This is a genomic window from Pseudomonas sp. E1MeOHC2 (genome assembly GCF_058745025.1).
The window spans coordinates 2,861,198-2,874,687 of record NZ_CP196675.1 but is presented as its reverse complement, the minus strand read 5'-3'; the positions used below and the strand labels follow the sequence as shown (position 1 = coordinate 2,874,687).

The following is a 13,490-nucleotide window of genomic DNA, read 5'->3' as shown; positions in this document are numbered from 1 at the left end:
GCTGGCCCTCCCCCCCACCAATGGCCTAGACTGCATTATTGCGTCAGTTCCCCCAAGGCCTTTGCATGTCCGATCCCCGTTATCAGATCGACGTCAGCGTCGTGACCCGCTACCTCAAAGAACAATCCGACCCCGAAAACAGTCGTTTCGCTTTCGCCTACACCATCACCGTGCAAAACAACGGCTCAGTCATGGCCAAGTTGCTGTCCCGACACTGGCTGATCACCAACGGTGACGGCGAAGTCGAGGAAGTGCGCGGCGCCGGCGTGGTCGGCCAGCAACCCAGCATCGACCCGGGCCAAAGCCATACCTACAGCAGCGGCGCGGTCATCAGCACCCGTGTCGGCACCATGCAGGGCAGCTACCAGATGTTCGCCGAGGACGGCAAACGCTTCGATGCCGAAATCGCGCCCTTCCGCCTCGCGGTACCGGGGGCCCTGCACTGATGGCAACCTACGCCGTCGGTGACCTGCAAGGCTGCCTGCAACCGCTCAAATGCCTGCTCGAACGTGTTCGCTTCAACCCCGCCGTCGACCGCCTGTGGCTGGTCGGCGACCTGGTCAATCGCGGCCCCGAATCACTGCAAACCCTGCGTTTTCTCTACTCGATCCGACAGTCGCTGGTCTGTGTGCTGGGCAACCATGACCTGCACCTGCTGGCCGCCTGGCACAACGTCGAACGCCTGAAAAAGAGCGACACCCTGCGCGAGATCATCGAAGCGCCGGATGCCGACCTGTTGTTCGACTGGCTGCGCCAGCAAAAACTGCTGCATTACGACGAGCCCCGCGGCATCGCCATGGTGCATGCCGGCATACCGCCTCAATGGACCTTGGGCAGAGCCCTGGAGCTTGCAGCCGAAGTCGAGGAAGTATTGCGCGATGACGGCCGCCTCAAGCTCTACCTCGATGGCATGTACGGCAACGAGCCGAACAAATGGAGCAAGAACCTCACAGGCATCGAGCGCCTGCGGGTGATCACCAACTACCTCACGCGCATGCGCTTCTGCACCCCCGAGGGCAAGCTCGACCTCAAGAGCAAGGAAGGCCTGGGCACGGCCCCCAAAGGCTACAAACCCTGGTATGCGCACAAGGACCGGCGCTCGCGCCACGTGAAGATCATCTTCGGCCACTGGGCCGCCCTTGAAGGGCGCGTCGACGAGCCCGGCATCATTGCCCTGGACACCGGTTGCGTGTGGGGTGGCGCCATGACCCTCTACAACGTCGACAGCGGTGAATACCATCGCTGCGACTGTTCCGACGACGGCACCGTACGCCCACCGGAACAACCCACTAGAATCAACGATCAGCCCTGAAGGAAACCGTAGCCATGAGCGAATTCAAACGCATCCCTCCCGAGCAGGCCCTGGCCCTGCGCGAGCAAGGTGCGGTAGTGGTCGACATTCGCGACCCACAGGCCTTTGCCGCCGGCCACATCAGTGGCGCCACCCACCTGGATAACCATTCGGTCGCCGATTTCATCCGCAATGCCGACCTCGATGCACCGACCCTGGTGGTCTGCTACCACGGCAATTCCAGCCAGAGCGCCGCCGCCTACCTGGCCGGCCAAGGCTTTTCGCAGGTGTACAGCGTCGATGGCGGCTTTGAGCTGTGGCGCGCCACCTACCCGGACCAGACCGCGCAAGGCTCTGCCGAATAATTTTTTCATTTTTACTGCAGCCCGCGCCCCGTGCGGGCTTGCGGCTCACCTGACGAACGGTCGCGAGCAACTTCTCGGCCTCGCGCCCTTGACCTTGCGTATTACCAACTATCCTTAAGCCCAGGCCATCCAAAAAAGGGGAGAGCCGGTACACCGGCGTGCGGGTCATCGGTAGCGTTTCAAGGGTGTTCTGGGGGGTATACAGCAATCGGCGAACCCGGTTGCATGCCAGCATCAGCTGACTGATCCGGCGTCGTCTCCACGTATCGAGCGAGGTGACGTCATGAGTATTTTTAGCCACTTCCAACAACGTTTCGAGTCCACCCGCCAGGAAGAACTTTCGCTGCAGGATTACCTGGAACTGTGCAAACAGGATCGCAGCGCCTACGCTTCGGCGGCAGAACGGCTGTTGCTGGCCATCGGCGAACCGGAGCTTGTCGACACCTCTAACAATTCCAGACTTTCGCGGATCTTCTCCAACAAGGTGATTCGGCGCTATCCGGCCTTTGAAGACTTCCATGGCATGGAAGAATGCATCGACCAGATCGTCTCGTACTTCCGCCATGCGGCGCAGGGCCTGGAAGAGAAGAAACAGATCCTTTACCTCCTGGGCCCGGTAGGCGGCGGCAAATCATCGCTGGCCGAGAAGCTCAAACAACTGATGGAAAAGGTGCCCTTCTACGCCATCAAGGGCTCGCCTGTATTCGAATCGCCACTGGGCTTGTTCAACGCCACCGAAGATGGGGCCATTCTCGAGGAAGAGTTTGGGATCCCACGGCGCTACCTGAACACCATCATGTCGCCCTGGGCCACCAAGCGCCTGCAGGAGTTCGGCGGCGATATCTCCAAGTTCAAGGTGGTCAAACTCTATCCGTCGATCCTTAACCAGATCGCCATCGCCAAGACCGAACCTGGCGATGAGAACAACCAGGATATCTCTGCCCTCGTCGGCAAGGTGGATATCCGCAAGCTTGAGGAATACCCACAGAACGACGCCGACGCCTACAGCTATTCGGGTGCGCTGTGCCGGGCCAACCAGGGCCTGATGGAATTCGTCGAGATGTTCAAGGCGCCGATCAAGGTCTTGCACCCACTGCTTACGGCGACTCAGGAAGGCAACTACAACAGTACCGAGGGGCTGGGTGCAATTCCCTACACCGGTATTCTGCTGGCCCACTCCAACGAATCGGAGTGGCACACCTTCCGTAACAACAAGAACAACGAAGCGTTCATCGACCGGATCTACATCGTCAAGGTGCCTTACTGCCTGCGCGTCAGTGACGAAATCAAGATCTACGACAAACTGCTGGTCAACAGCTCCCTGGCCAAGGCCCATTGCGCGCCCGATACCCTCAAGATGCTGGCCCAGTTCACCGTGCTCTCACGCCTCAAGGAGCCTGAGAACTCCAACATCTACTCGAAGATGCGCGTCTACGACGGCGAGAATCTCAAGGACACCGATCCAAAGGCCAAGTCGATCCAGGAGTACCGTGACTCGGCAGGTGTCGACGAGGGGATGAACGGCCTGTCCACCCGCTTCGCCTTCAAGATTCTCTCCAAGGTGTTCAACTTCGACCCGCACGAGATTGCGGCCAACCCGGTTCACCTGCTGTATGTGCTCGAACAACAGATCGAGCAGGAACAGTTCCCGGCTGAAGTGCGCGAACGCTACCTGCGCTACCTGAAGGAATACCTGGCGCCGCGCTACATCGAGTTCATCGGCAAGGAAATCCAGACCGCTTACCTTGAGTCCTACAGCGAATACGGCCAGAACATCTTCGACCGCTACGTGCTGTACGCCGACTTCTGGATTCAGGACCAGGAATACCGCGACCCGGAAACCGGCGAGATCCTCAACCGCATCGCCCTCAACGAAGAACTGGAGAAAATCGAGAAGCCGGCCGGTATCAGCAACCCGAAAGACTTCCGCAACGAGATCGTCAACTTCGTATTGCGCGCACGCGCCAACAACAACGGCAAGAACCCGAGCTGGCTGAGCTATGAAAAACTGCGGGTGGTGATCGAGAAGAAAATGTTCTCCAACACCGAAGACCTGCTGCCGGTCATCAGCTTCAATGCCAAGGCCAGCAAGGAAGACCAGAAGAAACACAACGACTTCGTCACCCGGATGGTGGAGCGTGGCTACACCGACAAGCAGGTTCGTCTGCTGTCGGAATGGTACCTGCGGGTCAGGAAATCGCAATAAAGCGGCAAGCTACACACCGCACGCCCAAGGCTGCAGTGCCTGCCTTGGGCGGCGGCGGCTGCTATTACGTGCAGCTCGTAGCTTGAAGCGTGCAGCTGTTCCCAGCTACCGGAGGGACCATGAGCTACGTAATCGACCGACGCCTGAACGGCAAGAACAAGAGCACGGTCAACCGCCAGCGTTTTCTGCGGCGCTACCGTGAACACATCAAGAAGGCCGTCGAAGAGGCCGTGAGCCGCCGCTCCATCATGGACATGGAGCATGGCGAGCAGATCAGCATTCCGGGACGGGACATCGATGAACCGGTGTTGCACCACGGTCGTGGCGGCAAGCAGACCATCGTGCACCCCGGCAACAAGGAGTTCACCGCCGGCGAACACATCGCCAGGCCCCAGGGCGGTGGAGGCGGCAGCGGCCGTGGCAAGGCCGGCAATTCTGGCGAGGGCATGGACGAATTCGTCTTCCAGATCACCCAGGAAGAGTTTCTCGAGTTCATGTTCGAAGACCTTGAACTGCCCAACCTGGTCAAACGTCACCTGACCGGTACCGACACCTTCAAGACCGTACGCGCCGGTATCGCCAACGAAGGCAACCCATCGCGCATCAACATCGTTCGCACCCTGCGTTCGGCCCATGCCCGGCGTATTGCCCTGACCGGCAGCAGCCGCGCCTTGTTACGCGAAGCGCAGAAAGAACTCGACCGCCTGAAGGTCGAAGAGCCTGACAACTTCACCGATATCCAGGAAGTCGAGCAAGAGATCGAACGCCTCAAGGCACGCATCAACCGCCTGCCCTTCCTCGATACGTTCGACCTGAAGTACAACCTGCTGGTCAAGCAGCCCAACCCCAGCTCGAAGGCCGTAATGTTCTGCCTGATGGACGTTTCCGGCTCCATGACCCAGGCCACCAAGGACATCGCCAAGCGCTTTTTCATCCTGCTGTACCTGTTCCTCAAGCGCAATTACGACCGCATCGAAGTGGTCTTCATCCGCCACCACACCAGTGCGCGGGAAGTGGACGAGGAAGAGTTCTTCTATTCGCGGGAAACCGGCGGCACCATCGTGTCCAGCGCGCTCAAGCTGATGCAGGAAATCATGGCCGAACGCTACCCGGCCAGCGACTGGAACATCTATGCAGCCCAAGCCTCCGACGGCGACAACTGGAACGACGACTCGCCAATCTGCCGCGAGATCCTCTCCAAGCAGATCATGCCGCATGTGCAGTACTACACTTACGTTGAGATCACCCCCCGTGAGCATCAGGCGCTGTGGTACGAGTACGAGCGAATCGGCGAGGGCTTCCCCGACACGTTCGCCCAGCAGCAGTTGGTATCGGCCGGCGACATCTACCCGGTCTTCCGTGAACTCTTCCAGCGCAGGTTAGCCACATGACCGCCAGAGCTCAGAAACGCCAACCCATTTCCACCGGGTCCGAGTGGACGTTCGATTTGATCCAGACCTATGACCGGGAAATCAGCCGCCTGGCCGAGCGTTACGCCCTGGACACCTATCCCAACCAGATCGAGGTGATTACCGCCGAGCAGATGATGGATGCCTACGCCTCGGTAGGTATGCCGCTGGGTTATCACCACTGGTCTTATGGCAAGCAGTTCCTCAGTACCGAAAAGTCCTACAGCCGAGGCCAGATGGGCCTGGCCTACGAGATCGTGATCAACTCCGATCCCTGCATCGCCTACCTGATGGAAGAAAACACCATGTGCATGCAGGCACTGGTGATCGCCCATGCCTGCTATGGCCACAACAGCTTCTTCAAGGGCAACTACCTGTTCCGCACCTGGACCGATGCCAGCTCGATCATCGACTACCTGGTGTTTGCCAAGCAGTACATCGCGCAGTGTGAAGAGCGCCACGGCATCGATGCCGTCGAAGACCTGATCGACTCCTGCCACGCACTGATGAACTACGGTGTCGACCGGTACAAGCGCCCTTACCCGATTTCCGCCGAAGAGGAACGTCGCCGGCAGAAGGAGCGTGAAGAACACCTGCAGCGGCAGATCAACGACCTCTGGCGCACCATTCCCAAAGGCGCGGATAAAGGGGGTGATCGCGACGATGCGCGCTTCCCCGCCGAACCTCAGGAAAACATCCTCTATTTCATCGAAAAGCACGCCCCCCTGCTAGAGCCTTGGCAGCGTGAAGTGGTGCGCATCGTGCGCAAGATCGCCCAGTACTTCTACCCGCAACGCCAGACCCAGGTCATGAACGAAGGTTGGGCCACCTTCTGGCACTACACCCTCATGAACGACCTGTACGACGAAGGCCTGGTTACCGACGGTTTCATCATGGAGTTCCTGCAATCGCACACCAGCGTGGTGTTTCAGCCAGGTTTCGACAGCCCCTACTACAGTGGCATCAACCCCTATGCGCTCGGCTTTGCGATGTACACCGACATCCGCCGCATCTGCGAAAACCCGACTGAAGAAGATCGCCACTGGTTCCCCGACATTGCCGGCAGTGACTGGCTGTCTACCATCAAGTTCGCCATGAGCAGCTTCAAGGACGAGAGCTTTATCCTGCAGTACCTGTCACCCAAGGTAATCCGCGACCTCAAGCTGTTCAGCATTCTGGACGACGACCAACGCGATGACCTGCTGGTTCCCGCCATCCATGACGAAGCCGGTTATCGGGTCATTCGCGAGCAACTGGCGGCCCAGTACAACCTGGGCAACCGCGAGCCGAACGTGCAGATCTGGAGCATCGACCGCCGTGGCGACCGCTCACTGACCCTGCGCCACCAGCAGCACAACCGCAAACCCTTGGGCGACTCGACCGAGGAAGTGCTCAAGCACCTGCATCGCCTCTGGGGCTTCGACATCCACCTGGAGACCGTCCAGGGCGACCAAATCATGAAGACCCACCACATGCCACCCCGCGGTGAGCACGGCGACAGCGCCGACTATGGCCGCATGGACCTGGCCGTCATCCACCACCTCTAGCACCGAGCCCCCTCCATCACTGCCAACAGGTTATCCTGTGGGCAGTTATGGAGGCTGTACATGCACATCTACAAAGTCGGCGGCGCCGTGCGCGACCGCTTGCTCGGGCGCCCCGTCAGCGATATCGACTGGCTGGTGGTTGGCGCTACCGTCGAAGAAATGCACGCTAAGGGCTATCGGCCGGTGGGCGCTGATTTTCCGGTGTTCCTGCACCCGAAAACCGGCGAGGAATATGCCTTGGCCCGTACCGAGCGCAAAAGCGGGCGAGGGTATGGTGGCTTTACCTTTCATGCCAGCCCCGACGTCACCCTCGAAGAAGACCTGATACGCCGCGACCTGACCATCAATGCGATGGCAGAGGACGAAGACGGCACGCTGTACGACCCCTACCACGGCAAAGATGACCTCGACAGGCGTCTTCTACGCCATGTTTCACCTGCATTCGCCGAAGATCCCCTACGGGTACTCAGGGTTGCCCGCTTTGCCGCACGCTATGCGCCGCTAGGTTTCAAGGTCGCTGACGAGACCTTGGCGCTGATGCGTCAGATCAGTGCCTCCGGCGAGCTGCAAGCGCTCACCGCCGAGCGTAGCTGGAAAGAGATCGAGCGCGCGCTGATGGAGGCACAGCCCCAGGTGTTCTTCGAAGTTTTGCACGCGTGCGATGCCTTGCAGGAGCTGCTGCCTGAGCTCAAGGATAGCCCCCACGCCCTGGCAGGCCTGGAGCAGGCCGCCCTGCATGAGCAACCGCTGCACGTGCGCTGGGCCTGCCTGCTGCGAGAGCTGGAGCCACCAGTGATCAAGGCTGTCAGCCAGCGCTTCAAGGCGCCGCGAGACTGCCAGGAGCTGGCCGTGCTTGTGGGTGAGTGCCTGACACACTGCAACCAGGCCCTGGAATTGCCTCCCCAGGCATTGCTGGAGCTGCTGCAGAAGTTTGATGTGTACCGCCGTCCGCAGCGCTTTGAAGACTTCATCAACGCCTGCCAGATGGATGCGCGTGCGCGCCAGGGCAGTCTGGCTTATCCACAGGCTGATTACCTGAGGGGCGCGGCGACAGCGGCGAGGGCTGTGGATGTTAAGCCGCTGGTACAGGCTGGGCTGACCGGGCAGGCACTTGGGGAGGCGCTGAAAGGTGAGCGATTGAAGGCTCTAGTTGCCTACAAAGGCGTTGCAGAAGGCTGATTTATCGATTGCCTCGTCGGGCCCTTTCGCGGGCCAAGCCCGCTCCCACAGATACCCCACTGCTCATGGATCAGTGAACTACTGTGGTTCCAACAGATACCCCACTGCTCATGGATCAGTGAACTACTGTGGGAGCGGGCTTGCCCCGCGAAAGGGCCAGGCCAGGGAATACGAGAGTCCGGCTCAAGCCGGCGTCAGTTGCAACCCGCGCCACTCAAACGCGACAGGCGCCAACACCTGATCGATCCGCGCCTCCTGCCACACCTGCGCCATAGGCTTGCCCACCCCAGGATGCACCAGCTCGGGCGCCAGCAGCGACAACGGCCACAGCACAAACGCGTTTTTCAGAATCTCGGCCCTGGGCAGCACCAACCCATCGAATGCGCCATGCAGATCGTCATACAGCAGCACGTCGATATCCAACGGCAGCCCTTTGCGCTCGGGCGCGTAGCGGCCGTTGTCGGCTTCGATGAACTTGAGCCGACGGTCCAGCTCGATCAACGGCAAATCGGTCTTGCCCGTCACCACGAAGTTGATGAACGGACCACTCTTGATCCCCACCGCCTGGCTCTCGAAAGCCGGCGAACAGCGCATATCGGTGAGTATGCCCGCCAAGGCATCGAGCCCAGCGCACAGGTGCGCATGGCGGTCGATGTTGCTGCCAAGGCCCAGGTAAACCGTGTTCAGAGACATCCGCGCTCGATCTCCACGCCAACACCGCCACGGGCAGCGGGGACCGCGCCTGGCTTGGTCAATTTCAACCGTACCCACGGGATGTTGAATTCCTCCATCAGCACCGCGACCAGGCGCTCGGCGAAGGTTTCGACCAACTCGAAGCGCGCCTGCTCGGAAAATGCCTGGATACGCGCCGAAACGCTGGCGTAGTCCAGCGCCAGGCTCAGATCGTCGCCGGCCGCTGCCGGGCGGTTATCCCAGGCAAAACTCAGGTCCAGGCGCAAGCACTGGCGAATATCCCGCTCCCAGTCATAGGCACCGATGACGGTATCGACTTCCAGGCCTTCGATGAACACTCTGTCCAAGCACTTCTCTCCACAGCACGACAAGGGCGACTGGCGCCGTTAGAATCAAGGCGTCCTCGCCCGGAATAGTTAGCATGTTTTGGTTATTGGCGCTGCTCGCCTACCTGCTCGGCTCGCTGTCCTTCGCCATTGTCCTGAGCCGCCTGTCCGGTAGCCCGGACCCTCGTTCCAGCGGTTCGGGCAATGCCGGGGCCACCAACATGCTACGCCTGGCAGGCCGCAAGTTGGCGATCCTGACCCTGCTTGGCGACCTGTGCAAGGGCTTGTTGCCAGTATTGCTCGCCCGCCTTGCCGGGCTCGACTTGCACGAACAGGCCTGGGTGGGCGTATGCGCAGTGCTCGGCCACCTGTTCCCGCTGTACTTCCGCTTCCAGGGTGGCAAGGGCGTGGCGACCGCGGCCGGTATGCTCATGGCCCTGTACTTTCCGGCGGCACTGCTGGCCATCGCTGCCTGGCTGCTGACCTTCTACCTCACACGTACCAGCTCGCTGGCGGCGCTCATCGCCACGCCGCTGACCCTGCCCCTGCTCGCCTGGCGCGAGCCAGAGGCGTTGCTGCCGATCAGCGTGCTCACGGTGATGATCGTCTGGCGCCATCGCAACAACCTGCGCGACCTGTTCGCCGGGCGCGAACGCCACTTCTGACAGGTTTCAGACCGGCGGCAACTGCTCCATCGGCCAACGCGCCTGCACACTGATCGCCAAGTCCTGCTGCTGCCCGGCCAACAGGCGCTGGCAGCCGGCATAAGCGATCATTGCGCCGTTGTCGGTACAGAACTGCGGGCGCGCGTAGTAGACGTTGCCCTTCATGCTGCCCAGCATGTCCTCAAGGGACGCACGCAGGGCCTTGTTGGCGCTCACGCCACCGGCAATCACCAGCCGCTTGAGGCCAGTCTGCTTCAGTGCCCGCTTGCACTTGATGGTCAAAGTCTCCACCACGGCCTGCTGGAACGCCAGGGACACGTCGCAACGGGTTTGCTCACCGTCGTCGCCAGCATCGCGGCACTGCTGCCAGGTATTCAAAGCGAACGTCTTGAGGCCGCTGAAACTGAATTCCAGGCCAGGTCGATCGGTCATCGGCCGCGGGAAGACAAAGCGCCCCGGCACACCCTGTTCGGCCAGCCGGGCAATTTCAGGGCCGCCGGGGTAGTTCAGGCCGATCAGCTTGGCCGTCTTGTCGAATGCCTCACCGGCCGCATCGTCCAGGCTCTCGCCCAACAGCTCGTACTGGCCGATGCCATCGACACGTACCAGCTGGGTATGGCCGCCGGATACCAACAAAGCGACGAACGGAAACTCGGGTGGGTTTTCTTCCAGCATGGGCGCCAGAAGATGGCCTTCCATGTGGTGCACGCCAATCGCCGGGATATCCCAGGCAAACGCCAGGGCCTGGGCGCAGGAAGCGCCGACCAGCAGCGCGCCGACCAGCCCAGGACCCGCGGTGTAGGCGATGGCGTCGATCTCGGTGGCCACGCAGCCAGCCTCGTCCAACACCTGGCGAATCAGCGGCAGCATGCGTTTGACGTGATCGCGTGAGGCAAGCTCCGGTACCACACCGCCGAACACGCGGTGCAGGTCGATCTGGCTGAACAGCGCGTCGGCCAACAGACCGCGCTCACTGTCATATAATGCGACGCCAGTTTCGTCGCAGGATGTTTCCAATCCCAGTACTAGCATGGGTTCGTCCCTTGTGGGGGCTGAATTCGAAGCCGCGCATGATAGTCGCCGTGTCGGGTGCCGACCAGCGGTTTTCGATCAGAGGCTTTGCATTCCGGCCAGCTAAGGGTTAACATCCGCAACCCTTGAAAACCGACGTTCTCCAGCACACCTTTGTTTTGCCAGGAGCACGTCTACCCCGGTAATGAATTAAGGTAGCCCTGGATGCCAGCCGTCAAAGTTAAAGAGAACGAACCCTTCGACGTAGCTCTGCGTCGTTTCAAGCGCTCCTGCGAAAAAGCCGGTGTACTGGCTGAAGTTCGTAGCCGCGAGTTTTACGAGAAGCCGACCGCCGAGCGTAAGCGTAAAGCAGCTGCTGCTGTTAAGCGCCACGCCAAGAAAGTTCAGCGCGAACAGCGCCGCGCCGTTCGTCTGTACTAATACAGACGTTCTACGCAAAGCTTCTGCCCTGCCCGGCTCACCGCCGGGCCGATGGCAGCGGTTGCTACACAATTGCTTCAAACTTGGGCAGCTAGCTCAAGGCCCTTACGCACTCGCTCATGCGAACTGTATTGGGCAACCCGCCTGAAACGTCAGAGCTGGTCCTTGACCAGTCGTGCACGTCCTGTCTGACGAGCCTTCATTGGCTGGCGACGAGCACATCTTCCCTCGCACTTCCCCTTGCAGCATTCGCCCCAACCGGCGCGTGAGCGATTAGACTTGCCAGTTGCCAGATGACGAGACTGCCATGGCCGGGCTGATTCCCCAGAGTTTCATTGACGACCTTATCAACCGCCTCGACATTGTCGACGTGGTGAGTTCGCGCGTCCAGCTGAAAAAAACCGGCAAGAACTACTCCGCCTGCTGCCCGTTCCACAAGGAAAAAACCCCCTCCTTCACGGTCAGCCCCGACAAACAGTTCTATTACTGCTTCGGCTGCGGCGCCGGTGGCAACGCCCTCGGCTTTGTCATGGACCACGACAACCTGGACTTCCCCCAGGCGGTCGAGGAGCTGGCCCGCGCGGCAGGCATGGAAGTCCCACGCGAAGAGGGCCGTCGCGCACAAAAGCCGCGCCAGCCGACGGATTCGCCGCTGTACCCGCTACTGGATGCCGCCACCGAATTCTACCGCCAGGCCCTGCGCAACCACCCTACCCGCAAAGCGGCGGTGGATTACCTCAAGGGGCGCGGCCTGTCCGGCGAGATTGCCCGCGACTTCGGCCTGGGCTTCGCGCCACCCGGCTGGGACAACCTGCTCAAGCACCTGGGCGCCGACACCCTGCAGCAAAAGGTCATGATCGATGCCGGCCTGCTGATCGAGAACGCCGAGAGCGGCAAGCGCTATGACCGCTTCCGCGACCGCGTGATGTTCCCGATCCGCGACAGCCGTGGCCGCGTGATCGCCTTCGGTGGCCGGGTGCTGGGCGACGACAAGCCCAAGTACCTCAACTCCCCGGAAACCCCGGTTTTCCACAAGGGCCAAGAGCTCTACGGGCTTTACGAGGCACGCAAGCACAACCGCAACCTCGACGAAATCATCGTCGTCGAGGGCTACATGGACGTCATCGCACTCGCCCAGCAGGGCCTGCGCAACGCCGTGGCCACCCTCGGCACCGCCACCAGCGAAGAACACCTCAAACGCCTGTTCCGCGTGGTGCCCAGCGTGCTGTTCTGCTTCGACGGCGACCAGGCCGGGCGCAAGGCTGCCTGGCGCGCGCTGGAGTCGACCCTGTCGACCCTGCAGGATGGCCGCCGAGCACGCTTTCTGTTCCTGCCCGAAGGCGAAGACCCGGACAGCCTGGTACGCGCCGAAGGCACCGACGCCTTCATGGCACGCATCAACCAGCACGCCCAGCCACTGGCGGATTACTTTTTCGAGCAACTGAGCGCCGAGGCCGACCCGCGCTCGCTGGAAGGCAAGGCGCATTTGGCGACCCTGGCCGCACCGTTGATCGAAAAAATCCCTGGCGCCAACCTGCGCCAGCTCATGCGTAACCGCCTGAAGGAAATCACCGGCCTCGACCCGCAGCAAGTAGAGCAACTGGCCCAGCAACCTGCAGCCAGCAGCAGCGTACCGGACTACGATCCGGGCTATGACTACGATGCCATGGCCAGCTACACGCCAGACTACGGCGACATGCCGCAGCACGACTACGCGCCGGCGCAGCAAGAGCAGCAATGGAAGCCGAACAAGGCCGGTGGCAAGAAGCCGTGGAGCGACAAACCCTGGGATAAGAATCGAAAAGGTGGCAAGCCCTGGCAGCAACGCGACGAGGCACCACCGCGCACCCCGGCCCCCGTGGAGCCCCCGACCCTGGCGGCTTTGCGCACCCTGCTGCACCACCCGCTGCTGGCCGGCAAGGTGGAAGATGCCAGCCACTTCGCCGACGAAGAGCACCTGTACAGCCAGTTGCTGGTGGCCTTGATCGAAGCCGCTCAGAAGAATCCTGGGCTAAGCTCAATGCAGTTGATCGCACGCTGGCACGGCACCGAACAGGGCCGCTTGCTGCGCGCACTGGCCGAGAAGGAATGGCTGATCGTGGCCGACAACCTTGAACAACAGTTTTTCGACACTATAACTAGCTTGTCCGCCCGCCAACGCGAGCGCAGCCTGGAACATCTGCTCAGGAAAGCACGTCAAAGCGAGTTGAGCAGTGAGGAAAAATCGCAGCTTCTCGCCCTGCTTAGCAGGAATGTTCCCGCACAAACGCCGACCTCATCTGGCGCGTGAGGCCCATGCTCGGGTATAATCCTCGGCTTGTTTTTTGCCCGCCAAGACCTTCAGTGGATAGGGTGTT

At 60.9% G+C, this 13,490-nt stretch carries 13 protein-coding genes; 10 read left to right on the top strand and 3 right to left on the bottom strand.

Annotated elements, in window-relative coordinates; translation table 11 throughout:
* Positions 1-65: 65 nt before the first annotated feature.
* The 7 genes from apaG (at position 66) to ACSSU5_RS12750 (ending at position 7,997) form a co-directional block, all read left to right on the top strand.
* Entirely contained in the window at positions 66-446 is a 381-nt protein-coding gene (gene apaG, locus ACSSU5_RS12780; RefSeq protein ID WP_264310561.1) for a Co2+/Mg2+ efflux protein ApaG, read from the top strand.
* Positions 446-1,312 carry a symmetrical bis(5'-nucleosyl)-tetraphosphatase gene (locus tag ACSSU5_RS12775; protein WP_264310562.1) on the top strand — a complete coding sequence of 289 codons (867 nt, stop codon included), beginning with the start codon at positions 446-448 and terminating at the stop codon, positions 1,310-1,312. The genes apaG and ACSSU5_RS12775 overlap by 1 nt, the downstream gene beginning before the upstream one ends.
* A 14-nt stretch (positions 1,313-1,326) precedes the next feature.
* Complete coding sequence (gene glpE / locus ACSSU5_RS12770) at positions 1,327-1,656, top strand: thiosulfate sulfurtransferase GlpE (protein WP_264310563.1); 330 nt, start codon at positions 1,327-1,329, stop codon at positions 1,654-1,656.
* 283 nt (positions 1,657-1,939) lie between these two features.
* Positions 1,940-3,862 carry a PrkA family serine protein kinase gene (locus ACSSU5_RS12765; RefSeq protein WP_264310564.1) on the top strand — a complete coding sequence of 641 codons (1,923 nt, stop codon included), beginning with the start codon at positions 1,940-1,942 and terminating at the stop codon, positions 3,860-3,862.
* A 119-nt stretch (positions 3,863-3,981) separates the two neighbouring features.
* Positions 3,982-5,253, top strand: coding sequence for a YeaH/YhbH family protein (locus tag ACSSU5_RS12760; RefSeq protein ID WP_264310565.1), 1,272 nt, complete (start codon positions 3,982-3,984; stop codon positions 5,251-5,253).
* On the top strand, positions 5,250-6,818 hold the full coding sequence (locus ACSSU5_RS12755; protein ID WP_492561278.1) for a SpoVR family protein: 1,569 nt from the start codon (positions 5,250-5,252) through the stop codon (positions 6,816-6,818). The genes ACSSU5_RS12760 and ACSSU5_RS12755 overlap by 4 nt, the downstream gene beginning before the upstream one ends.
* 60 nt (positions 6,819-6,878) lie before the next feature.
* Positions 6,879-7,997, top strand: coding sequence for a multifunctional CCA addition/repair protein (locus tag ACSSU5_RS12750; RefSeq protein WP_492561277.1), 1,119 nt, complete (start codon positions 6,879-6,881; stop codon positions 7,995-7,997).
* A 183-nt stretch (positions 7,998-8,180) separates the two neighbouring features.
* On the opposite strand, the gene folK is transcribed toward ACSSU5_RS12750, so the two are convergent.
* Complete coding sequence (gene folK, locus ACSSU5_RS12745; RefSeq protein ID WP_264310568.1) at positions 8,181-8,690, bottom strand: 2-amino-4-hydroxy-6-hydroxymethyldihydropteridine diphosphokinase; 510 nt, start codon at positions 8,688-8,690, stop codon at positions 8,181-8,183.
* The gene (gene folB, locus ACSSU5_RS12740; RefSeq protein WP_264310569.1) at positions 8,681-9,037 is read right to left on the bottom strand and encodes a dihydroneopterin aldolase; all 357 of its coding nucleotides are present in this window, start codon (positions 9,035-9,037) and stop codon (positions 8,681-8,683) included. The genes folK and folB overlap by 10 nt, the downstream gene beginning before the upstream one ends.
* A gap of 74 nt (positions 9,038-9,111) precedes the next feature.
* Between folB and plsY the strand changes: the two genes are divergently transcribed.
* The gene (plsY, locus tag ACSSU5_RS12735) at positions 9,112-9,681 is read left to right on the top strand and encodes a glycerol-3-phosphate 1-O-acyltransferase PlsY (RefSeq protein WP_264310570.1); all 570 of its coding nucleotides are present in this window, start codon (positions 9,112-9,114) and stop codon (positions 9,679-9,681) included.
* A 6-nt stretch (positions 9,682-9,687) separates the two neighbouring features.
* Here plsY and tsaD read toward each other — a convergent pair whose 3' ends face one another.
* Complete coding sequence (gene tsaD, locus ACSSU5_RS12730) at positions 9,688-10,713, bottom strand: tRNA (adenosine(37)-N6)-threonylcarbamoyltransferase complex transferase subunit TsaD (protein WP_264310571.1); 1,026 nt, start codon at positions 10,711-10,713, stop codon at positions 9,688-9,690.
* A 204-nt stretch (positions 10,714-10,917) separates the two neighbouring features.
* On the opposite strand from tsaD, the gene rpsU reads away from it, so the two are divergent.
* Together rpsU and dnaG are read left to right on the top strand one after the other, a co-directional pair.
* Positions 10,918-11,133 carry a 30S ribosomal protein S21 gene (gene rpsU, locus ACSSU5_RS12725; RefSeq protein WP_003255575.1) on the top strand — a complete coding sequence of 72 codons (216 nt, stop codon included), beginning with the start codon at positions 10,918-10,920 and terminating at the stop codon, positions 11,131-11,133.
* A gap of 307 nt (positions 11,134-11,440) precedes the next feature.
* The gene (gene dnaG, locus ACSSU5_RS12720; protein WP_264310572.1) at positions 11,441-13,423 is read left to right on the top strand and encodes a DNA primase; all 1,983 of its coding nucleotides are present in this window, start codon (positions 11,441-11,443) and stop codon (positions 13,421-13,423) included.
* The last annotated feature ends 67 nt before the right edge of the window (positions 13,424-13,490 follow it).

Bases quoted from the DNA above. Each gene is read 5' to 3' on its own strand.
- ACSSU5_RS12765 (WP_264310564.1), top strand. From the start codon at position 1,940: ATGAGTATTTTTAGCCACTTCCAACAACGTTTCGAGTCCACCCGCCAG.
- glpE (WP_264310563.1), top strand. From the start codon at position 1,327: ATGAGCGAATTCAAACGCATCCCTCCCGAGCAGGCCCTGGCCCTGCGC.
- tsaD (WP_264310571.1), bottom strand. From the start codon at position 10,713: ATGCTAGTACTGGGATTGGAAACATCCTGCGACGAAACTGGCGTCGCA.
- ACSSU5_RS12760 (WP_264310565.1), top strand. From the start codon at position 3,982: ATGAGCTACGTAATCGACCGACGCCTGAACGGCAAGAACAAGAGCACG.
- apaG (WP_264310561.1), top strand. From the start codon at position 66: ATGTCCGATCCCCGTTATCAGATCGACGTCAGCGTCGTGACCCGCTAC.
- ACSSU5_RS12750 (WP_492561277.1), top strand. From the start codon at position 6,879: ATGCACATCTACAAAGTCGGCGGCGCCGTGCGCGACCGCTTGCTCGGG.
- plsY (WP_264310570.1), top strand. From the start codon at position 9,112: ATGTTTTGGTTATTGGCGCTGCTCGCCTACCTGCTCGGCTCGCTGTCC.
- folK (WP_264310568.1), bottom strand. From the start codon at position 8,690: ATGTCTCTGAACACGGTTTACCTGGGCCTTGGCAGCAACATCGACCGC.
- ACSSU5_RS12775 (WP_264310562.1), top strand. From the start codon at position 446: ATGGCAACCTACGCCGTCGGTGACCTGCAAGGCTGCCTGCAACCGCTC.
- dnaG (WP_264310572.1), top strand. From the start codon at position 11,441: ATGGCCGGGCTGATTCCCCAGAGTTTCATTGACGACCTTATCAACCGC.
- rpsU (WP_003255575.1), top strand. From the start codon at position 10,918: ATGCCAGCCGTCAAAGTTAAAGAGAACGAACCCTTCGACGTAGCTCTG.
- ACSSU5_RS12755 (WP_492561278.1), top strand. From the start codon at position 5,250: ATGACCGCCAGAGCTCAGAAACGCCAACCCATTTCCACCGGGTCCGAG.